Raw genomic sequence first — 20,770 nt, 5'->3', positions numbered from 1 at the left:
CCGAACGCGTCAGTCGTCCAGGCGCGTCACGGAGGCGCCCGGAATGAGGTGCGCGTCGAGGTATTCGATCGTCGGGGCGGGGCGCTCGTCCGGTGACTCGATGTGGTCGGCGATCAGGCGCGCCGCGTGCTTGGCGATCTTGCGGGTCGGCTGCACGATGACCGTCAGCTTCGGCACGAGCGCCTGGGCGAGCTCCCGGCTGTCGAACCCGACGACCGAGATGTCCCGTCCGATGCGCAGTCCGGAATCGTTCACGGCCGTGACGGCGCCCAGGGTGAGCTCGTAGTTCGTGGCGAAGAGCGCGGTGGGCCGCGGCCACAGGGCCAGGAGCTCCTGGGCGGCGCGGTAGCCCGCTTCGATCGTCAGCGGCACGAGACGCTCCAGCGACGGGTCGACCTGAACCCCTTCGGAAGCCAGTGCCCGCTCGAACCCCTCGGTGCGCAGGCGCATCGAGGAGATCACCGGTTCGCCGCCGACGAGGCCGATACGGCGATGGCCGTGGTCGAGGAGGTGCCGGCCGCCGAGCGCTCCGGCCGCCGCATTGTCGATGAAGACGCCGTCCGCGGCGACGTCGTCGATGTACCAGTCGACCATCACGACCGGAACGCGCGCCGCCGCGGCGCGCAGTGCGGGCACATCGTGCGGCGGGGTGACCGCGACGATTCCATCCACCATCCGGTCCATCAGCAGGTTGACGGGATCTTCGCTCGGGTCGGGGCTGGCGGCCACGATGACGCTGATCCCACGCGGGCGGAGAGCTTCCTCGACACCGGCGATGATCGTCAGGTGGAAGTCGTTGTCGAGCGCCGGCAGCAGCACCCCGACCGTCCGGGACCGGCGGGAGCGCAGCGTCCGGGCGAACTGATTGGGCCGGAAGTCGAGCTCGCGTGCCGCCGCCTCGATGGCTTCTCGATTGGCCTCGAGAACGTTTCGCCCGTTGTAGTACTTGGAGATCGTTGCGAGCGAGAGTCCCGTTGCCCGCTGGATGTCCTTGTATGTCGTCACATCCCCGTCTTTCCTGGTGTTGCCGCCTACACGCTCCACGGTCGCCGATATCTGGGCGTAGCGTCCGCTCAGCATAATCCAGCGTCAGCGCGGCGTGAATCGTTTCGGCCGAGAGAGCCGATGTCCACCCCGCGGCGTCTCAGCCGAATCGGACGGGCGGGATGCCGTCGCCCAGACGGCCGGCTTGTCGGAGCCACTCCACCGACTCCGCCACGGCAGCGAGCGAGGAGTAGGCCGGTGCATAGCCCAGCAGTCGCCTCCCCTTCTCGATGCTCATCGCGTGGCTGCGGGCGACATGCTGGAAGGCGGAGTCGCGGTGCTCCTCGGGAAGGGAGGCGCTGAACTCGTCGAACGGTACGAAGCGCAGCCTCGCTTCCACCCCGAACCACCGAGCCGCCTCCTGCGCGAAGCCGCGCAGCGTCAGAGCGCGCTCGGAGACGGCGTGGAACGCCTCCCCGTTCGCCTCGTCCGGTTGTTCGAGGCAGAGTCGGACCAGCTGTGCGACGTCGTCGGCGTGCACGTGGTGCACGGTCTCGAGCCCGAATCCCGGCAGCAGGAGCTCACGCCCGTTCGCCAGGGTCCGCCACACCTCGAGGTCGGTGGTGCCCTGCGGGGTGATGATGGGCCAGCCGGGACCGGAGATGTGACCGGGGTGCACGATCGCCACGGGAAGGCCGTCCTGGCGTCGGGACTCGGCCAGCAGCAGACGTTCGATCGCCTCCTTCTGGGTGCCGTACTCACCCCAGGGCTGTTTGACGGCGTCCTCGGGAGCCGGAACCTCGGTGAGGGTTCCGTGCGTCCAGATCGTGCCGACGTGCACCAGCTGACGCGCCCGTCCGCGGAGGGAATCGGCGAGCTGCCGGGCGGACTCCGGGGTGAAGCAGATCATGTCCACCACCACGTCCGGTTCGAGCTCGGCGACGCGCGAGCCGAAGATGCCGACGGCATCCTCCGCCTCGCGGTCGGCGATCACGCGTTCGACCCTCTGCCAGGCCGGGTCGTCGCGATACGGCGCCGAGCTGCCGCGCGTGATCGCGACCACGTCGTGCCCGTCCTCGATGAGGCGCGGCACGAGGTAGCCGCCGATGTGGCCTGTTGCTCCGATGACGACGATGCGCATGTCTGCTCTCTTTCCGGTAGGCGCCACGGAGGCGCGGAGACCGCTTCGTTCAGTGGAAGGCGGCAGCGCCGTTGACCGCGACCACAGTTCCCGACGCGAAGCCGCCTGCCTCTGACGCGAGGTACATCGTCGCCGCGGCGACATCGGCGGGTGTGCCGGCTCGGCGAAGCGGGGTGGCGGCTATGGTCGCACGCTGGTCGGCTTCCGGGGTGAAGCGCTCATGGAACGGTGTCTCGAGGATGAGGCCAGGGGCTACAGCGGAGACGGCGATCCCCCGTGGCCCGAGTTCCTTCGCCAGAGCGCGGGTGAGGCCCTCGACGCCGGCCTTGGCCGCAGCGTAGGCCGAGGCGCCCCGGCCTCCTCCGTTGTGCGCCGCCAGCGACGAGATGTTCACGATGCGGCCGCCCTCGGCCATCGCGGGCAGGGCCGCGCGGATGACGTAGAAGACGCTGGAGAGATTGAGTTCGATCACGTGGTGCCAGTGCTCGTCGTCGGCCTCGTCCAGCGGGCGGCGTGCGACGAGTCCGCCGGCGTTGTTGACGAGCACGTCGATCCTGCCCCCCAGCGCCTCTCCGATCCGCGCCACGGCCGCTTTCACCTGAGCGCTGTCGGTGACGTCCATCCGTTCGGCGACGACCCGTCCGGCCACGTGCTCGGGCACGGGCGAGGCGTTCGTCGTGATCGCCACGCGGTCGCCCGCGTCCAGGAACGCCTCGGCGATGCCCAGGCCGATTCCGGTCGCGCCTCCGGTGATCAGGACGTTTCGTGCGGTGGAGGGTGCGGTCATGGAGATCTCCGTCTCGGTCGGTCGGTCGGTACAGGGGAGGTCGACGCCGATCAGCGCGCGGAAGGCCGCACGACGATGTCGCTGACGGTCGCCCGGGCGGGCAACCGGATGACGGCGAGGCACAGATCGGCGACGTCCTCCGGGCGGAGCGCCCCCGCCAGTTCGTCGGGCGTCGGCGCGGTGGGGCGGTGGCGGACGAAGTCGGTGTCGATGAGCCCGGGTGAGATCGTCGTGACCCGGACGCCGTCGGCACCGGCCTCCAGCGCGGTGGCGCGCGCGAGCGCGGCGAGACCGGCTTTGCTGGCCTGGTAGGCGGCTCCCGACATGTCGGGGACGAGAGCGGCGACGGAGGAGATGTGGATGAGCAGGCCGCCGCCGTCCGCGCGGAACCCGGGAAGCACCGCCTGCGTGAGGAGGAAGGCGGAGTCGAGGTTGCTCTCCAGCACCGACCGCCAGCCGGCGATGTCGAGCTGGTCCAGGCGGCGGCCCTTGAGGTTGACGCCGACGGCGTTGACGATGACGTCGATGCCGCCCGCGTCGTGCCGCAGAGATGACACGGCGTCGTCGAGCTGGGGCGCCGAGGTCGTGTCGGCGACCGCGACGTGCGCGGTCCCGCCGACAGCGGCAACGTCCGCTCGCACCTCCTCGAGACGGCTCCGGTCGCGCCCGAGCAGCAGGACGGTCGCGCCGTCCGCCGCCGCAGCACGGGCGACGGCGCGGCCGACACCGCCGGCTGCTCCCGCGACGAGCACTCGGGCTCCGGATGCGGTCATGCGATTCTCCGTTCGCTGGAGGCCCTCACCACGAGGGTCGGCGGGAAGACGAGTGACGGACCTGTCTCGCGGTCGCCGCCTCCGCCGGCCGTCAGCCGGACGACGGCCTCGGCCATCTCGCGCAGCGGCTGCTGGATCGTCGTCAGGGCGGGCGATACGAGCCTGCCGATCGGGATGTCGTCGAAGCCCACCACGGCGAATTCGGCGATATCGCGGCCGGCATCCCGGATGGCGGCGGAGGCACTGAGGGCGAACATGTCGTTGACGGCGACCAGGGCCGTCGGCGGCTGGTCGAGCGCCAGCAGGGCGTGCACCGCGTCCCGTGCGAGCGGGCTGCTGTCCGCGTCCCCGAAGTCGGGGGAGCGGGGGACGAGGGCGTCGTCGAAGGGGATGCCGCTCTCGTCGAGCGCCCGGCGGTAGCCGGCGAAGCGCCGCTGGCGGCTGATCGTGCGCATCGCACCGGAGACGAAGGCGATGCGGGTGTGACCTCGCTCGAGGAGGTGCTGTGTCGCTATCCATGCGCCGGCTTCGTTGTCGATGCTGACGTTCAGAAGCTCGGGCGGGTCCGTCTCCTGATGTTCGCGGTCGAATGCGATGATCTGCACGCCCGCGTCCATGGCGGGGCGCAGGTGTTCGAGCGACGGAAGCGAGGTGGAGAGCACGATGTGCTCGATGCCGTCGGCCCAGAGCTGCTCGACGTAGGCGCGCTCGCGCTCGGGATCGCGCTCGCTGTTGCAGAGGTAGATCTGCCGTCCGTGCGCGTGGAACGCCGCTTCGAGATGGGCGGCCCACGATCCCCAGAACGGGTTGGCCACGGAGGGGACGATGAGACCCAGGGTGGGGTTGGGGGCGCCGCGGAGTTGCTGCGCCACGCGGCTCGGCCGGTAGGAGAGCGCCTCCATCGCCTCGAGCACGCGTCGGCGCGTCTCCGGCTGCATGAGGTGCTCGCGCGCATTGAGCAGGTTCGAGACCGTGGAGGGTGAGACTCCGGCGGCCTGGGCGACATCCCTGATCGTTGCGATCGCTCTCACCTGACTTCCTGTTGACGTGATTTGGAATCACTGTATCGTTGCACAAACCACTGTATCGTTGCACAAAATTCCCCCGACGTCCCGACAAAGGAGTTCGCCATGCCACATGATGATCCGAAGACGACGTGGAGTGTCTTCACCAAACCGTGGCGAGAGCCGCAGGTCGGAGCTCTCGGTGAGCTGGTCGCGGGGATGGGATTCGACGCCGTCGAGCTTCCGGTGCGCCCCGGCTACCAGGTCACCCCGGACGAGGTGTCGACGGCTCTGCCCGCCGCGGCGCGCGAGCTTGCGCGTTCGGGCGTGGGGATCGCGAGCATCGCCTCCGGAACGGATGAGGCGACCTTCGCGGCCTGCGCGGATGCGGGCGTGCCGTTCATCCGGATCATGGTGCCGATCGGGGTGAACGGCTACGCCGCGACCGGTACGGAGATCCGCCGTGTGCTCGCCGGTCTGTCCGACCGCGCCGAACGCTACGGGGTCCGCGTTGCCGTCCAGCCGCACTACGACGACTACATCGCCGACTCCTCGGAGCTCTTCGCTCTGCTCCAGGATGCCGACCCCCGCCACGTCGCGGCGATCTGGGACTCGGCTCACGACGCCCTCGCGCGCAAGCGGCCCGAGCACGGGTTGGAACTGCTCTGGCCCTGGCTCGGCATCGTCAACCTCAAGAGCGCCTACTACGAGCGGGTCGACGAACCGGCGTCCGCGTTCGGGGATCCGGTCTGGGAGCCGGTGTTCACCGACGCCCGCAGTGGCATGGCGGAGTGGGGTCGCGCGCTCGCCTACCTCGCGGAGCGCGGGTTCGACGGGCCGATCTGCCTCACCGCCGAGTACACCGACGAGAGCGACCTCGTGGCGAAGGTGACGCGCGATCTCGAATACGCGCAGAGTCTGCGGGCCGCGGCCGGCGCCGGAGTGGCCCGATGACCGCCGGCGGGACCCGGCCGGTGCGCGTTGCCGTCATCGGCGCCGGCCAGATGGCGAACCTCGTCCACTACCCGTCGTTGTCGTCGCTGCCCGACGTGGAGATCGTGGGTATCTGCGACCTCTCACCGGAGCGCCTCCGGGCGACCGGCGAGCGCTGGGGCATCACCGCTCTGTTCGACGACTGGTCGGCGATGCTCGACGAGACGCGCCCGGATGCCGTCTATGTCATCGGTCCCCCCGAACTCATGTTCGGCATCTGGTGCGGCTGTCTGACTCGTGGACTCGACCTCTTCGTCGAGAAGCCGCTGGGTCTCACCCTCCACCAGGCGAGAACGCTCGCCCGTCTCGCCGACGAGAACAACTGCATCACCCAGGTCGGCTTCCAGCGGCGCTCGTCCCCGCTCCTGGAGCGCATGGTCGGGCGGGTTCGCGAGCGGGGCGAGGTCGTCCATGCCGTGTGCCGGTTCTACAAGAACGATCCGACCCCGATGGTGTCGGCACGCGACAGGATGATGGACGACGGCGTCCATGTGATCGACACCCTCCGGCACCTCTGCGGCGGCGAGGTCGTCGCCGTCTCGGATGTGACGCGCAGGGTCATCGTCGACGAGATCAACTTCGTCGCGGCGACGCTCGAGTTCGACACGGGCGCCGTCGGGGTCATGATCACGAACTGGACGAGCGGCCGCAGGACGTTCGGCGTGGAGGTCCACGGGCCGGGGATCATGGCGGAAGGCGACCTCGAGGTCGGGGCCACCATCTGGGACGCGGAGGGGCGGGAGGAGCTCGATGCCGGCGAGGTGGCGGGCTCGTCGGACCTCTATGTCCGCGGAGGCTTCCTCGCCAAGAGCGCCGAATTCATCGAGGCGGTGCGTTCGCGCCGTCTTCCCTCGTCGCACTTCGGCGATGCGCTGAAGACGATGACCGTCGCCGAGACCATCCTGGCGCACGATCTGCTGAAAGAATCCGAGCGAACGAAACGTTTAGTGACCGGTGTTATCTCTTGACTTCGCATTCCTGGTGCTCTTACCATCACTGAAGTCGTAACGTTTCGCTCTCATACTCAAGGAGGAGTTCATGAAGTCACGGTTGAAAAGCCCGAGGCGACGGGGACGCGTCGGCGTCGCCGTCGCGGTCGCGAGCGTTCTGGCCCTCGCTCTCGCCGCCTGTTCCGGAGGCGGCGGTGGAACGTCGGGCCTCGACGGCAAGACGCTCAAGATGTACACGTGGATCGGCGGCAAGGCCGACAAGCAGCAGTGGAGCGACTACATCGCCGGAGGCAAGCACGCCGACCCGGACATGGCTGTCAGCTTCTCCGGCCCGCCCATCGGCGACTACTACACCAAGCTGCCCACCGTGATGAAGGGCAGCAGTGCGCCGTGCCTGGTCACGTTCCAGAACGGCCGGGTGAACCAGTACGTGCAGGGGCTGGAGCCCCTGGACGATCTGGTGAAGAAGAACAAGGTCGACCTGTCGGCGTACAGCTCGGCGATGCTCGAGCAGCTCAGCGTCGACGGCAAGCTCTACTCCATCCCGTTCAATGCCGGTCCCAACGTCATCTTCTACAACAAGAAGATGTTCGCGGACGCCGGGGTGGCCGAGCCCGGTCTCGACTGGACGGTCGATGACTTCATCGCCGCGGCGAAGGCCACCACGAAGAATGGCGTGTACGGCTTCGCGATCGGACAGGGCTCGACGCCCATCAGCACTCTCATGGCGGCCGACGGCCACCCCTACGCCGACAAGAACGGTCCGAAGCTGGACGACCCGAACTTCCGCGACGCGCTGCAGCTGCTCGTCGACCTGGCCAACAAGTACAAGGTCGCGAAGCCGCTGGAGGCGGCCGCGGGCGGCACCTTCCCGGACATCGATGCGTTCAGCACGGGTCAGGCGGCCATGGAACTCGAGGGTCTGTGGGATCTGCAGCACGAGCAGCAGACCCTCGGCAAGGACAACGTCGGCATCGCTGTGGTCCCGAGCAAGAGCGGCACCTCCAAGGGCTTCATCAGCGGTTCGGGCTTCGGCATCACGAAGACCTGCGGCGACAAGCAGAAGGCCTTCAAGGCCATCGAGGCGATGACGAGCAAGAGCGGACTGGAGTTCGTGACGAAGTCGCAGGCCTCCGTGCCGGCGCGGCTCGATGCGCTGGACGCGTGGTCCACCAACGTCGGGTCGCCTGCGTTCACCGCGGTCATCAAGCAGATGACCGGTGACGCGACTCCATCACCGGTGCCCTCCAGCCAGGCGCAGCTCGACACGCTGCTGACCCAGTACGAGGTGGATGCGTTCTCCGGCAAGAGCACAGTCGAGCAGGTCCTCCAGCAAGTGAAGGCGGGCCTTCCGCAATGACGTTCGTGCGTCTGGACCGTGCGGAGGAAGAGGTCTCCGAGGGGTCCGTCGCCCAACCGGAGCGCCCGAGGGGCCGGCTTCGCCGCCGGCCCCTCGGGGGGCCCCGCTGGGTGGGGTGGGCCTTCGTGCTCCCCGGGCTCATCGGGCTGGCCGTGTTCATCGTCATCCCGCAGGTCGCCTCGCTGATCCTGGGGTTCTCCGACTCGAGCGTGCTCGGGGGCGTCCAGTTCACGGGCACGGAGAACTACATCCGGCTGTTCCGCGACCCGCAATTCCTCAACAGCGTCATGGTGACGGCGATCTTCGTGCTCGTGTACGTCCCGGCGAACATCGCGATCTCCCTGGCGATGGCGATGTGGCTCAAGACCCGCATCGCGGGCCGCAACTGGCTCCGGGTGATCTTCCTGATCCCAGCCCTGTCCCCGATGGTGGCGAACGCCGCGGTCTTCCGGTTGCTGTTCCAGAAGGACGGCGCCGTCAACCAGGGCCTCGCGGTCTTCGGACTCGGTCCGATCCCCTGGCTCAGTGACGGCAACTGGGCGTTGGCCACCGTGATCGGGGTGTCCCTCTGGCAGTCGTTCGGCTACAACATGATCGTGCTCGGCGCTGGGATCGACTCGATCAGCCCCGATGTGATCGCGGCGTCGCGGATCGACGGCGCCGGTCGCTTCCGCCGCCTGGTCTCGATCACCCTGCCGCTGGTCAGCCCCGCCCTGTTCTTCACCACGGTGCTGACCGTCATCGGCGCCTGGCAGACCTTCGCCCAGGCTTACGTGATCACCGGCGGCGGGCCGGGCAACAGCACGATGACGATCATGCTGTACCTCTATCAGACCGCTTTCACGAACAATCAGCTGGGCTATGCGTCCGCCATCGCGACCGTGCTGTTCGTGATCATCGCGATCTTCACGCTGTTCCAACTCTGGGGACAGAGGAAGTGGGTCCACTATGACTGAGCATCAGCTGCCGGCCTCCGCTCCACGCTGGCGTCGCCGCGGGCGGACCATCGGGTTCGCCGCCAACACCACGGCCGCGTGGCTGTTCGCGCTCGTGTTCTCGTTTCCGCTGATCTGGACCGTCTTCACGGCGCTGAAGCCGGCGAACGAGGTGTTCGCTGCGCAGATCACCTTCATCGGCTCGAAAGTCCTCTGGTCCAATTTCGTGGATGCGTGGACGGAGGTGGACTTCGGTCGCCTCCTTCTCAACAGCCTGGTCGTGGCCGCCATCTCCACGTTCCTCACCCTGATCGTGGCGACCCTGACGGCGTTCGCGTTCGCCCGGCTGCGTTTCCCCGGCCGCAGCGCGGTCTTCCTGCTGTTCGTCATCACGTTGACCCTGCCGAGCGAGGTCGCCGTCGTGCCGTTGTTCCTCGGCTTCGACCAGGCAGGGCTCGCCGACACGTGGGTCGCGCTGATCCTCCCCGGCCTGTTCGGAGCGTTCGGAGCCTTCCTGCTCCGGCAGTTCATGCTCCAGATCCCCGGGGAGCTGGAGGAGGCCGCCCGCCTTGACGGGGCCTCCACCTGGCGCATCCTGATCAGCGTCATCGTCCCGCTCGTGCGCCCGGCCCTGTCCGTCCTGGCGATCTTCGCCTTCCTCGGGAGCTGGAACAGCTTCCTGTGGCCGTTGATCATCCTCAACAGCTCGGAGAAGTGGACCATACCCATCGGCATCGCCGGTTTCACGACGCAGACCGGCACGCAATGGCAACTGCTGATGGCCGCGTGCGTGATGACGATCGCCCCGGTGGTGGTCGTGGTCGCTCTCGCCCAGAGACAGCTGGTGGCCGCGATCGGCGCGGGCGCCTTCGGCGGCCGTTGAGCCCCGACGAACGGAGACATGTGAACCTCGAACCGCTCGACCCCTCGACGCTGCCGGCGCCCGTCGACGTCTCGGACAACCGTGCAGCGCTCGCGATGGTCGACGCCGTCATCGACGCCGGGCCGTACGACGCCACCTGGGAGTCGCTGTCCCGGTATCGCGCTCCGCAGTGGTACCGCGACGCCAAGTTCGGCATCTTCCTGCACTGGGGAGCCTTCTCGGTGCCGGCGTTCGGGAACGAGTGGTACCCGCGCACGATGTACCGGCGCGGCACGCCCGCGTTCGACCACCACCTGGCGACGTACGGGCCGCATGACCGTTTCGGTTACAAGGACTTCCTTCCGCATTTCCGCATGGAGCACTACGACCCGCAGGAGTGGGTCGCACTGTTCAAGCGCGCGGGCGCGCAGTTCGTCGTGCCGGTCGCCGAGCATCACGACGGCTACGCGATGTACGACACGGCGCGTTCGCGCTGGAACGTGACGCAGGTCGGCCCGCAGCGCGACGTGATGGGAGACCTGCTGGCGGCGGTCGACCAGGCCTGGTTGATCACCGGCGCGTCCACCCACCGGGCGGAGCACTGGTTCTTCATGAACGGGGGAGCGGAGTTCGACTCCGACGTCCGCGATCCCGCGTACGCCGACCTGTACGGGCCGGCCCTCCGCAAGGAGATGAATCCCACCGAGCGGTTCCTGGAGGACTGGCTGCTGCGGACCGTCGAGATCATCGACTCCTACCGGCCGCAGATCCTCTACTTCGACACCGGAATCGAGGAGCCGTCGTTCGAGCCCTACATCCGCAGACTCGCCGCGTACTACTACAACCGTGCGGCGGAGTGGGGGCGCGACGTCGTCATCAACTACAAGTGGGAGTCGTTCGCGCCGGGCTCGGCGGTGCTCGACATCGAGCGCGGCACGATGGGCGGCATCCGCCCCGACGTCTGGCAGAACGACACATCGGTGTCGCGGACATCGTGGAGCTGGGTGGAAGGGCACGACTACAAGGACGCCTCCGAGCTCATCCAGGAGCTCGTCGACGTGGTCGCGAAGAACGGGAACCTGCTGCTCAACATCGGCCCCCGTCCTGACGGGACGATCCCCGACGAGGAGGCCGCGCTGCTGGAGGCCGTGGGCGACTGGCTGGCCGTCCACGGCGAAGCGATCTACGGCTCCAGCCCGTGGGTCGTCTTCGGCGAGGGGCCGACGGCTCCCGCCGCCGGCTCGTTCACCGACGCAGCCGCTCCCGTGTACTCGGCGGAGGACCTCCGTTTCACCAGGATGACGGAGGTCGGCCACGACTACGTCTACGCGATCGGGATGGTGCGGCCGGAGGACGGCCGGATGCGCATCCGGAGCTTCGGGTCGGGCAGCCGCTTCCTCGACCGCCCGATCGCCGACGTGCGCGTCCTGGGCTCTTCGGAGCGGCCGGAGTGGACGCGCACCGGCGAGGCCCTGGAAGTGGTGCTCCCGCCCGCGGAGACCACGGGACCCGGTGGCGCGGTGGTGCGTATCGAGCTGGAGCCGCCTGCCGCCGAGACACGCATCGACTTCTTCCACGGCCTGGGCATCTAGTGCGGGCGCCGCGACACATCCGCCCGCTCACATCGAAAAACGGAGAACACACATGACCACGATCGACACCGTGCCCACCCGCCGCCTCGCGAGCGGGGCCGTGATGCCCGCGATCGGCGTCGGGACGTTCGGATCCGACCATTACGGGCCGGACGAGGTGGCCGCTGCCGTGGCCGGCGCGATCCGAGCCGGGTACCGTTTGATCGACTGCGCGTCCGTGTACGGCAACGAGGCACAGGTCGGCGTGGTCCTGCAGGACGCGATCGCCGGCGGCGTGCCCCGTGACGAGCTGTTCGTGATGTCGAAGGTGTGGAATGACGCCCACGACCCCGAGGCCGCGGTCGCCTCGGTCCGCCGATCGCTGCGCGACCTCCGACTCGACGTGCTCGACGCGGTGTTCGTGCACTGGCCGTTCCCGAACCACCATGCACCGTTCGCCGACGCGGCCGACCGCGACCCGGACGCGCGCCCGTACATCCACGAGGAGTACATGGCGCTCTGGCACGCGCTGGAGGGTCTCGTCGACGAGGGGGTCGTGCGACACCTGGGGACCTCCAACGTCACCATCCCGAAGCTGACGGCGATCCTCGCCGATGCGCGGATCGCACCGGCGTTGAACGAGATGGAACTGCACCCCTGCTTCCAGCAGCCCGAGCTCTTCCGGTTCTGCCTCGATCACGGCATCCAGCCGGTGGGCTACTCGCCCCTGGGCTCGCCGTCGCGACCCGAACGCGACCGCGTCCTCTCGGATGTGTCTGACATGGAGCATCCCGTCGTGGTCTCGATCGCCCGTGCGCACGGGGTGCATCCGGCGGCGATCTGCCTGAAGTGGGCGGTGCAGCGCGGCCAGATCCCGATCCCGTTCTCGGTGAAGGAGTCGCAGTTGATCGCCAACCTGCGGTCGGTCGTCGAGGACCCGCTGACCCCTGCCGAGCTCGAGGAGCTGCGATCGGCGGAACAGAACAACCGCCTCATCAAGGGTCAGGTGTTCCTGTGGCCCGGGGCCGGGAGCTGGCTCGACCTGTGGGACGTCGACGGAACGATCCCGAGCTGGGATGGTTACGCCGCGGATCGCGCGGCCGGCCGCGCAGCAGCGGAGGTGTCCGCATGATCACCGGCCCGCTCGTCCATCCTCCGCTCCTGGAGGCGCTCGCCTCGTCGGGCCACGGCTCCGGGGTGCTGATCGCGGACGGGAACTACCCGTACCTGACCGCCACCGGATCGGGTGTGCGCCTCATCCATCTCAATCTGCGCCCAGGCCTGCTCGACGTCACATCGGTGCTCGATGCCGTGCTCACCGTCGTCAACATCGAAGCGGCAACCGTCATGCAGACCCCGCCCGGGGTCGCGGCGCCGGCGCAGGACGACTACGAACGCCGGCTGGGCGCGGACGTGCCCATGGAGAGAGTCGACCGGTTCGCGTTCTACGACCGGGTGCGCTCTCCGGACGTGGGCGTCGTCATCGCCACCGGAGACGAACGCCTGTACGGCAACCTGCTGCTCACGATCGGTCTGCGCTGACGCGGATCCGGTTCGCCCACCACCATCTGGAGATCATTCCCATGGCACCCGCCTCGCTTCCCGTCATCACCGTCGACGACCGCGTCACCGAGTCGACCGTCCTTCCCCACGTCTGGAGCCTCTGCGCGGGGGCGGGCCGGGCCAATGAAGCGCTTCGGGCCGACTGGCAGCAGCAGTTCCGTGAGGCCGTGGATCGCCTCGGGTTCCGCTACCTCCGCTTCCACGGCGTCTTCCACGACGACATGTTCGTGTACCGCGGCTCCTATGGCGGAGGCTTCGGGCCGGATGTGCCTCTCGAAACCCCGGTGCACACTTTCTCCTACGTGGACAAGGTGTTCGACTTCCTGATCGATCTGGGAGTGCGGCCGTTCGTGGAACTCGGCTTCATGCCGCGCGAGCTCGCCACCCAGACCGAGACGGTGTTCTGGTGGGGTGCGCACTGCAGCCCGCCGAAGGACATGGATCGCTGGGTGGAACTGGTGGTGCGTTCGGTGGAGCATTGGATCGAGCGCTACGGTCTCGCCGAAGTGCGGGAGTGGCGGTTCGAGGTCTGGAACGAACCCAACCTCGTTCCCCATTTCTGGACCGGAACGAAGACCGAGTACTTCGAGCTGTACGCCCGGACGGCGCAGGCCATCAAGGCCATCGATCCTGAACTCCAGGTCGGCGGCCCGTCGACCAGTGTCTTCGTGCCGGACGAGCGCTACGCGGGAGAGACCGAGAACCGCTCGGCTGAGCACGCCACCGCCGCGGCATCCGACCCGGACGCACTGGACTGGCGACCGGTGTGGGTCGAGGACTTCCTCGCCTGGTGCGCTGAGCGGGAGCTCCCGGTCGACTTCATCTCGACGCACCTGTACCCCACCGACTTCGCCTTCGGAGCCAACGGAGAGGCCGTCAGTCTTACCCGCTACGCGGATGCGACCTCGGACGACTTGACGTTGCTCCGGCGGCTGATCGGCCAGAGCGCCTACCCGGACGCGGAGGTGCACATCACCGAGTGGTCGAGCTCACCGTCGAGCCGCGACCACATCCACGACACGGTGTTCGCCGCCACCTACATCACGCGGGCCTATCTCCGCTGCGCCGACCTGGCCGACTCCATCTCCTACTGGACCTTCACCGACATCTTCGAGGAGGGCGGCGCCGGGATCGGCCCGTTCCACGGCGGATTCGGCCTGGTGAACGAGCAGGGCATCCACAAGCCGACCTTCCACGCCTTCGAGATGCTGAACCGGCTGGGCGATCGGCTGATCGCCTCCACCGAACGCGGCGTCGTCTCGCAGCACAGCGCGACGGGAAGGCTGGCCGCGGTCTTCTACAACTACCCCGACGACATGAACGGCCGCTCGGTCGGCTCGCGCACCTCCTACGAGGCGACGCGCGACCTGATCGGAATAGGCGCCGACGAGCGCGTGCGGCACACCATCGGCGGGCTGGAGCCGGGCGCCGTCTTCGCGGTCGAGATCCTCGCCCCCGGGCACGGTGACGCGGCCGAAGCGTGGAGTGCCATGGGCCGGCCCCTCAACCTCTCCCGCGCCCAGGCCACCTACCTGCGCGAGCAGGGCGACGCTCTTCAGCGGCAGACCCTGATCGCCTCGGAGAACGGGACCCTCGAGATCGACCTCGCCCTGGCCCCGTGGGCCGTGGCGTCGGTCTTCGCACTGTAGGCGCAACCATGACCACGATCACCGGCGCCCGCGTCTTCGACGTGCGCTTTCCCACGTCGCTCAGTCTCGACGGCTCGGACGCAATGAACAAGGACGGCGACTACTCGGCCGCCTACGTCGTGCTCGACACCGACGACCCCGAGCTCAGCGGGTTCGGGTTCACCTTCACGATCGGCCGCGGAAACGACCTGTGCGTCGAGGCCGCTCGCCAGCGGGCGCTTCCGCTGATCGGCCGCTCGGTGGAGGAGGTCGTCGGCGATCTCGGCGCAACATACCGTCTGCTCGGGTCCGACACCCAGTTGCGCTGGCTCGGGCCGGAGAAGGGCGTCGTGCACCTGGCGATGGCCGCCGTCATGAACGCCGTCTGGGACCTCGCCGCCCGTCGTGCAGGCAAGCCGCTCTGGCGTCTCCTGGCGGAGATGACACCGGAGGAGCTCGTCGGCGCCGCCGACCTCCGGTACCTGTCCGACGCGCTCACTCGCGACGAGGCGATCGACATCCTCACCGAGATGGCGCCGACCCGCGCTCAGCGCATCTCCGAGCTCGAAGCACGCGGAGGCTATCCCTGCTACACGACCAGTGCCGGCTGGCTCGGCTACAGCGACGACAAGCTCCGTCGTCTGCTCAGGGAGGCGGTCGATGCGGGCTACCGGCACGTGAAGCTCAAGGTCGGCGCGAACCTGGACGACGACATCCGTCGACTTCGGATCACCCGCGAGGTCATCGGCTGGGACGCCACGCTCATGATCGACGCCAATCAGGTATGGGATGTGCCGGAGGCCATCGAATGGGTGCAGCAGCTCGCCGAGTTCACGCCACTGTGGATCGAGGAACCGACGAGCCCGGACGATGTCCTCGGACACGCCGCCGTCCGGAAGGCTGTCGCGCCCATCGGGGTCGCCACGGGCGAACACGGCATGAACCGGGTCTTGTTCAAGCAGATGTTCCAGGCCGAAGCCATCGACTTCTGCCAACTCGACGCCGCTCGGCTCGCGAGCGTCAACGAGATCCTGGCCGTGTACCTGATGGCGAAGAAGTTCGGCGTGCCGGTCTGCCCGCACGCCGGCGGTGTCGGACTGTGCGAACTCGTCCAGCACCTCTCCATCTTCGACTACGTCGCGGTCTCGGGGACTCTGGAGAACCGGGTGACCGAGTTCGTGGATCACCTCCACGAGCACTTCACCGACCCGTGCATCGTCGTCGACGGCAACTACACGCTCCCGTCGAAGCCCGGGTACAGCGCCGAGATGTTCGGTGAATCCGTCGCGCGGTATTCGTACCCGGACGGCGGCTACTGGCGCCAGGCCGCGCTTACGCCCTGATCACCGACGACCCGCCGCCTGTCGGTCAGCTCGACTGGCTCGCGCGGGCGCCCGGCGCGTGGTCCGGCAGTCGGCGGCGCTCCCACGAGATGTGGATGTGGTCGTGCATGGCCCGCTCGGCGGCGGCCGCATCCCCGTTGGCGATGGCCTCCACGATGGCCGCGTGCTCGTCGAGAGTCAGCGCCACGGCGTCCGGCGGGTTGATGCCCTGGTATCGGCTGGACTCGACGGCGCGCTTGTAGAGGTGCTTGGCGATGTTCTCCGCGAGGCGGTTGCCGGAGATCTCCATGAGCGCGTAGTGGAACACCACGTCGGCCTGCCGGAAGGAGTCCGTCTCCGACTCGCTCTCGCGCATCGCGGTGAGCGCGTTCTCGAGGCGCCGCAGCCCGTCGGCCGTGTGCGAGCGGGCGACCGCGCCTGCCATCGCCGACTCGAGGCTGGCGCGCACGACGGTCAGTTCGTCGAGCACGCCGAGGCTCTCGTCGTTGTCGATGAGCGCAGAGAGCACCACCGGGTCGAGCATGTTCCAGTAGCCGGGCGCCTGGACCTGCGTGCCGCGACCCTGGGACACGATAACCAGGCCCTTCTCCTCGAGCCGCTTCACGGACTCGCGGAGGACCGTTCGACTGACCCCGAAGTGCTCGCTGAGCGGGCCCTCCGGCGGCAGGAGGTCGCCCTCCTTCAGTTGGCCCGTGACGATGATCTCGACGAGCTCGGCCACCACGGCGACGCCCAGCCGCGCGGCGGGCAGCCGCTGCGGGATGAGCCGGGCTGCAGCGTCGGAGTCGGTCGCCATAGGTATGACCTTAGCGCGTCGTGCTCACCGTGCGGCCTGCGCGTGATCGGAGTCTCTGAGCCCTTTCAGGCGTTCGCCCCCTCCACCCAGGCGCGAAGCCGCCTCCGTTCGGGATGCTGAGTGGATGCGCAACACCGTTCCCGCCGTCACCGCCCTGTTCTGGGTGACCAAGCTGCTGACGACGGCCATGGGGGAGACGGCGTCCGACTTCCTGGTGAAGACCATCGACCCTGTCGTCGCCGTCGATGGGGCCTTCGTAGTGTTCGCCGTGGCGCTCGGGCTGCAGTTCGCCGTGCGGCGGTACATCCCGTGGGTCTACTGGAGCGCCGTGCTGATGGTCGCCGTCTTCGGCACGATGGTGGCCGATGTGCTGCATGTCGAGCTCGGCGTCCCGTACCTCGTCTCGACGGTGGTGTTCGCCGTCGCTCTCGCGATGGTCTTCGTCCTCTGGTTCGCCACCCAGCGAACGCTGTCGGTGCACCGCATCGACACTCCGGCGCGCCAGGTGTTCTACTGGTGCGCGGTCCTGGCGACTTTCGCCCTCGGAACAGCGGTCGGCGACCTGACCGCGACCACGCTCGGGCTGGGCTACTTCGCCTCCGCTCTGCTGTTCGGCATCCTGTTCGCCCTTCCCGGCGCGGCTTATCGCTGGTGGGGCTTCGGCGCGACGGCGGCGTTCTGGACCGCGTACGTGCTGACCCGGCCGTTCGGGGCGTCGCTGTCCGACGGCCTCGCCGTGTCGCACGCTCGCGGCGGACTGGCGCTGGGGACCGGACCGGTCAGCCTGATCCTGCTCGCCGCGATCGCGGTCTGCGTCACCGTGCTCAGCGTCCGAGGGCGCCCGGCTACCGGAACAGTCGCGGAGGCACCCTCGGCCGCTGGTCTCTGACCGGATCAGACCTCCGTGTGGCCCAGACGCGGTTCCGGCACGAACGCGGCGACGGCCTCGGCGGCGGATTCCAGCTCCAGCACGATCAGCTCATTCGCGCCGGCACGCAAGACGCCGCGCGGGACGAACAGCGTCTCCTGCGGCCCGCGAGTCCAGTAGCGGCCGAGGTGGAAGCCGTTGATCCAGGCGACGCCCTTGCCCCATCCCGTCGTGTCGAGGAACAGGGGGCACGGCTCGTCCAGGCCGAAGACGGCGCGGGCGAAGACCGGACCGGCCAGGCGCTCGGGCGTGTCGGCGCCGGCAGCGTCGAGGGCGTCGCGCACGGGCGCGAGCGACGACAGCTCGAGCGGGAGCACGCTCCAGCGCCGCAGCTCCTCGCCGTTCAACTGCACCGGACCGATGAGTCCCTTGGGTTCGCCGATACGGGGACCGTAGTCGACGCGGCCCTGGTCCTCGACGAGCACGGTGAGCGTCCCGCGGCTGGGGGAGAGCGCGATGGCCGAGTCGTGGTGGTCGCGGGCGAGCACGCCGAGACGGCTGGCGCCGACGGAGACGTACGCGCGGTCGCGGACCTCGCCGAACTCCAGTACCGCGGGCTCGGTCGTGTCGATCTCCGTGCGGTACAGGCCGAGACCGCTGTAGTGGCCCAGCTCGTCGAATGTCGGCAGCGAGTCCGTGTGCGACCACTCGCCCAGCCGGTCGGCGACCGACCAGAGCGGAACCGAGGAGCCGAACGGGACGGAGAACGCGGGCGCGGCCGCGGCCGCGACGGGCTCGAGCTCCGGCACCGGGGCGTACTGCGCGATCACATCGCGGAACGCCCAGAACTTCTCGGTCGGCTCGCCCGCCTCGTCGAGCGGGGCGTCGTAGTCGTAGCTGGTGACGATCGGCTGGTAGACGCCCTTGTCGTTGGCGCCGTTGGTGAAGCCGAAATTGGTTCCGCCGTGGAACATGTACAGGTTGACGGACGCGCCCAGCGCGAGCAGCGCATCCAGATCGGCCGCCGACTCCTCCACCGAGGTGGTGTGGTGGTGACCGCCCCAGCTGTCGAACCAGCCGTCCCAGAACTCCGAGCACATCAGCGGACCGGTCGGCTGGTGCCGGCGCAACGTCGCCAGCCGCTCGCGCGAACGGGAGCCGAAGGAGGCGGTCTTCAGCAGCTCCGGCAGCGAACCGTTCTCGAGCATGTCGTCCTGCGGCTGGTCGACCGTCGTCAGCGGCACCGTGATCCCGGCGCCTCGGATGACCTCGACCAGCTGACGCAGGTAATCCTTGTCGTCGCCGTACGCGCCGTACTCGTTCTCGACCTGCACGAGCAGCACAGGGCCGCCCTCCGTCACCTGCAGCGGCCGGACGATGTCGAGCACGTTCCGCAGGTAGGCGGACAGCGCGGCGACGAACCGCGGCTCCGACCGCCGGATGCCGACCTCCGGATCCGTGAACAGCCACGCGGGCAGGCCGCCGTTGTCCCATTCGGCGCAGATGTACGGTCCGGGGCGCACGATCGCGTACATCCCCTCGTCGGCCACCGCCTTCAAGAACCGGGCGAGATCGAGCGCGCCGTCGGCACGCCATTCGCCGGGGCGCGGTTCGTGCGCGTTCCACGGCACGTAGGTCTCGATCGTGTTGAGCCCCATCAGGCGCGCCTTGTGGATGCGGTCGGCCCAGTCGTCCGGGTGCACCCGGAAGTAGTGCAGCGCTCCGGAGAGGATGCGGAACGGCTCGCAGTCGAGGACGAAGTCGTCGCCCGCGATCTCGAAGGTGGTCATGGTTCTCCTGAAGGGGTGGGAAGGCTGTGGCCGGCCGCGGCGTGCGCGGCCGGCCACGGAGGTGCTGCTTCTGCTACTTGCCGGTGACGGTGAAGCCCTGCTGGTTGCCGTACTCCACCAGCGCCTTCTGCCAGGCCTGCAGGCCGGGGTTCAGGCTGGAGTTCGACGTGTAGGACTGTCCGACCGTGTCGCCGTAGATGCTGTTCGCGTAGACCTGGAACGGCAGGTACTGCCAGCCGGTCGACACGTTCTTGGAGCCGTCCACCAGCACCTCGTTGATCTTCTGGCCGCCGAAGTACTCGGGGGCGGAAGCGAGGAACTCGGAGGAGTTCAGGTCCTTCGTGGTCGACGGGAAGCCGCCGGACTCGAGGAACACCTTGATGCTGCCCTCGTCGTTGTTCAGCCACTTGAGGAAGCCGGCCGCGAGGGCCTGGTTCTTGCTCTGCTTGAGCACGACCTGCCCGCCGCCGCCGTTCTCGGCGTTGGCCGGCTTGCCGTCGTAGGTCGGGATCGGGGCGACGCGCCACTGACCGGCGCCGTCCTTCACCGACGACTCGAGCACGCCGGGCATCCACGCGCCGGTGATCAGCGTGGCGATGGAGCCGTTGCCGAGCGCCTTGAACCAGTCGTCGCTCCAGCCGGGGACGCTGGAGAGCAGCTTGCCCTCGACCAGCTTGTCCCAGGTGCCCGTCCACTTCTTGGTGCCCTCGTCCTGGAGGTTGATCGACACCTTGGTGCCGTCGACGTCGAACGGGCGGCCGCCCGCCTGCCAGATCATCGAGGTGGTGAAGCCGGAGTCGCCGGAGTCGCTCGTGATGTAGGCGTTGGGGTCGGCGGCGTGCAGCTTCTGCGCGGCCGCGACGTACTCGTCCCAGGTCTTCGGCACGGCGATGCCGTTCTTGTCGAAGACGGTCTTGTTGTAGAACATCGCCATGGGGCCGGAGTCCTGCGGGAGGCCGACCAGCTTGTCGCCGACGTTCACCGAGCCCCACGGGCCGGGGGTGTAGTCGTCCTGAAGCTTGTCGAAGCCGTACTGCTTGAGGTCGACGAGCGAGTCGGAGAGAGCGAACTGCGGGATGGCGTAGTACTCGACCTGCGCGACGTCGGGGGCGCCCGATCCGGCTTTGATCGCGTTCTGCAGCTTGGTGTACTCGGTCGTGTTCGTGCCGGCGTTGACCAGCTTGACCTTGACCTTCGGGTACTCCTTCTCGAACGCCGCGACCTGGGCCTCCGCCGACGGGGTCCACGACCAGTAGGTGATGGTCCCGCCCTGCTTGAGCGCCGCGTCGATGTCTGAGGCGCTTCCGCCGCCGGACGAGGTGCCGCCGGAGCAGGCGGCCAGGGAGGCGGCGGCGACGGCGCCGACCACCGCAGCGGTGACGACCCGGGCGATGCGCCGGGACGCGAGAGTGCTCTTCATGA

At 68.6% G+C, this 20,770-nt stretch carries 19 protein-coding genes; 11 read left to right on the top strand and 8 right to left on the bottom strand.

The genetic code is table 11. The annotated features are described in order from the left end of the window. Positions 1-9: 9 nt before the first annotated feature. The 5 genes from H284_RS0108920 to H284_RS0108900 form a co-directional block, all read right to left on the bottom strand. Positions 10-1,005 (bottom strand): LacI family DNA-binding transcriptional regulator, encoded by a 996-nt coding sequence (locus tag H284_RS0108920; RefSeq protein WP_020075972.1) that lies wholly within the window; start codon positions 1,003-1,005, stop codon positions 10-12. Between the two features lie 139 nt (positions 1,006-1,144). Continuing rightward, positions 1,145-2,125, bottom strand: a complete 981-nt coding sequence (locus tag H284_RS0108915; RefSeq protein ID WP_020075971.1) for an NAD-dependent epimerase/dehydratase family protein — start codon at positions 2,123-2,125, stop codon at positions 1,145-1,147. A gap of 49 nt (positions 2,126-2,174) precedes the next feature. Beyond that, positions 2,175-2,912, bottom strand: a complete 738-nt coding sequence (locus tag H284_RS0108910; RefSeq protein WP_020075970.1) for an SDR family NAD(P)-dependent oxidoreductase — start codon at positions 2,910-2,912, stop codon at positions 2,175-2,177. A gap of 50 nt (positions 2,913-2,962) precedes the next feature. Continuing rightward, positions 2,963-3,685 (bottom strand): SDR family oxidoreductase, encoded by a 723-nt coding sequence (locus H284_RS0108905; protein WP_020075969.1) that lies wholly within the window; start codon positions 3,683-3,685, stop codon positions 2,963-2,965. Next, complete coding sequence (locus tag H284_RS0108900; protein ID WP_018189319.1) at positions 3,682-4,716, bottom strand: LacI family DNA-binding transcriptional regulator; 1,035 nt, start codon at positions 4,714-4,716, stop codon at positions 3,682-3,684. Before H284_RS0108900 ends, H284_RS0108905 begins: the two co-directional genes overlap by 4 nt. A 99-nt stretch (positions 4,717-4,815) precedes the next feature. Here H284_RS0108900 and H284_RS0108895 point away from each other — a divergent pair, with 99 nt between their 5' ends. The 10 genes from H284_RS0108895 (at position 4,816) to H284_RS0108850 (ending at position 15,894) form a co-directional block, all read left to right on the top strand. Next, positions 4,816-5,643: a sugar phosphate isomerase/epimerase family protein gene (locus H284_RS0108895; protein ID WP_018189320.1), complete on the top strand. Its 828-nt coding sequence runs from the start codon at positions 4,816-4,818 to the stop codon at positions 5,641-5,643. Further along, positions 5,640-6,650 (top strand): Gfo/Idh/MocA family protein, encoded by a 1,011-nt coding sequence (locus H284_RS0108890; RefSeq protein ID WP_018189321.1) that lies wholly within the window; start codon positions 5,640-5,642, stop codon positions 6,648-6,650. The genes H284_RS0108895 and H284_RS0108890 overlap by 4 nt, the downstream gene beginning before the upstream one ends. Positions 6,651-6,720: 70 nt before the next feature. Beyond that, the gene (locus tag H284_RS0108885; protein ID WP_018189322.1) at positions 6,721-7,992 is read left to right on the top strand and encodes an extracellular solute-binding protein; all 1,272 of its coding nucleotides are present in this window, start codon (positions 6,721-6,723) and stop codon (positions 7,990-7,992) included. Between the two features lie 125 nt (positions 7,993-8,117). Next, complete coding sequence (locus tag H284_RS0108880; RefSeq protein ID WP_231371131.1) at positions 8,118-8,948, top strand: carbohydrate ABC transporter permease; 831 nt, start codon at positions 8,118-8,120, stop codon at positions 8,946-8,948. Further along, positions 8,941-9,810 (top strand): carbohydrate ABC transporter permease, encoded by an 870-nt coding sequence (locus H284_RS0108875; protein WP_018189324.1) that lies wholly within the window; start codon positions 8,941-8,943, stop codon positions 9,808-9,810. The genes H284_RS0108880 and H284_RS0108875 overlap by 8 nt, the downstream gene beginning before the upstream one ends. A 20-nt stretch (positions 9,811-9,830) precedes the next feature. Then, positions 9,831-11,381, top strand: a complete 1,551-nt coding sequence (locus tag H284_RS0108870) for an alpha-L-fucosidase (protein WP_020075968.1) — start codon at positions 9,831-9,833, stop codon at positions 11,379-11,381. A 52-nt stretch (positions 11,382-11,433) separates the two neighbouring features. Next, positions 11,434-12,492, top strand: coding sequence for an aldo/keto reductase (locus H284_RS0108865; RefSeq protein ID WP_020075967.1), 1,059 nt, complete (start codon positions 11,434-11,436; stop codon positions 12,490-12,492). Then, positions 12,489-12,902, top strand: a complete 414-nt coding sequence (locus tag H284_RS0108860) for an RbsD/FucU family protein (protein WP_018189327.1) — start codon at positions 12,489-12,491, stop codon at positions 12,900-12,902. Before H284_RS0108865 ends, H284_RS0108860 begins: the two co-directional genes overlap by 4 nt. Positions 12,903-12,943: 41 nt before the next feature. Next, positions 12,944-14,572 carry a GH39 family glycosyl hydrolase gene (locus tag H284_RS0108855; RefSeq protein ID WP_020075966.1) on the top strand — a complete coding sequence of 543 codons (1,629 nt, stop codon included), beginning with the start codon at positions 12,944-12,946 and terminating at the stop codon, positions 14,570-14,572. A gap of 8 nt (positions 14,573-14,580) precedes the next feature. Further along, a complete protein-coding gene (locus H284_RS0108850) occupies positions 14,581-15,894 on the top strand; it encodes an L-fuconate dehydratase (RefSeq protein WP_020075965.1) in 1,314 nt (437 codons plus the stop codon). A gap of 25 nt (positions 15,895-15,919) precedes the next feature. Here the strand turns inward: H284_RS0108850 and H284_RS0108845 are convergent, their stop codons facing one another. Beyond that, a complete protein-coding gene (locus tag H284_RS0108845) occupies positions 15,920-16,690 on the bottom strand; it encodes a FadR/GntR family transcriptional regulator (protein ID WP_020075964.1) in 771 nt (256 codons plus the stop codon). A 124-nt stretch (positions 16,691-16,814) separates the two neighbouring features. Between H284_RS0108845 and H284_RS0108840 the strand changes: the two genes are divergently transcribed. Then, positions 16,815-17,579: a COG4705 family protein gene (locus H284_RS0108840; protein WP_020075963.1), complete on the top strand. Its 765-nt coding sequence runs from the start codon at positions 16,815-16,817 to the stop codon at positions 17,577-17,579. A gap of 5 nt (positions 17,580-17,584) precedes the next feature. Here the strand turns inward: H284_RS0108840 and H284_RS0108835 are convergent, their stop codons facing one another. Together H284_RS0108835 and H284_RS0108830 are read right to left on the bottom strand one after the other, a co-directional pair. Beyond that, positions 17,585-19,348, bottom strand: a complete 1,764-nt coding sequence (locus H284_RS0108835) for a glycoside hydrolase family 35 protein (protein WP_020075962.1) — start codon at positions 19,346-19,348, stop codon at positions 17,585-17,587. Positions 19,349-19,421: 73 nt separating this feature from the next. Continuing rightward, complete coding sequence (locus H284_RS0108830; RefSeq protein WP_020075961.1) at positions 19,422-20,768, bottom strand: ABC transporter substrate-binding protein; 1,347 nt, start codon at positions 20,766-20,768, stop codon at positions 19,422-19,424. Between the last annotated feature and the right edge of the window lie 2 nt (positions 20,769-20,770).

The sequence above is a fragment of the Cryocola sp. 340MFSha3.1 genome, assembly GCF_000383315.1.
Classification (GTDB): Bacteria; Actinomycetota; Actinomycetes; order Actinomycetales; family Microbacteriaceae; genus Leifsonia.
Note: the sequence above shows the minus strand (reverse complement) of the source record. Positions and strands in the feature narration are given on the sequence as shown.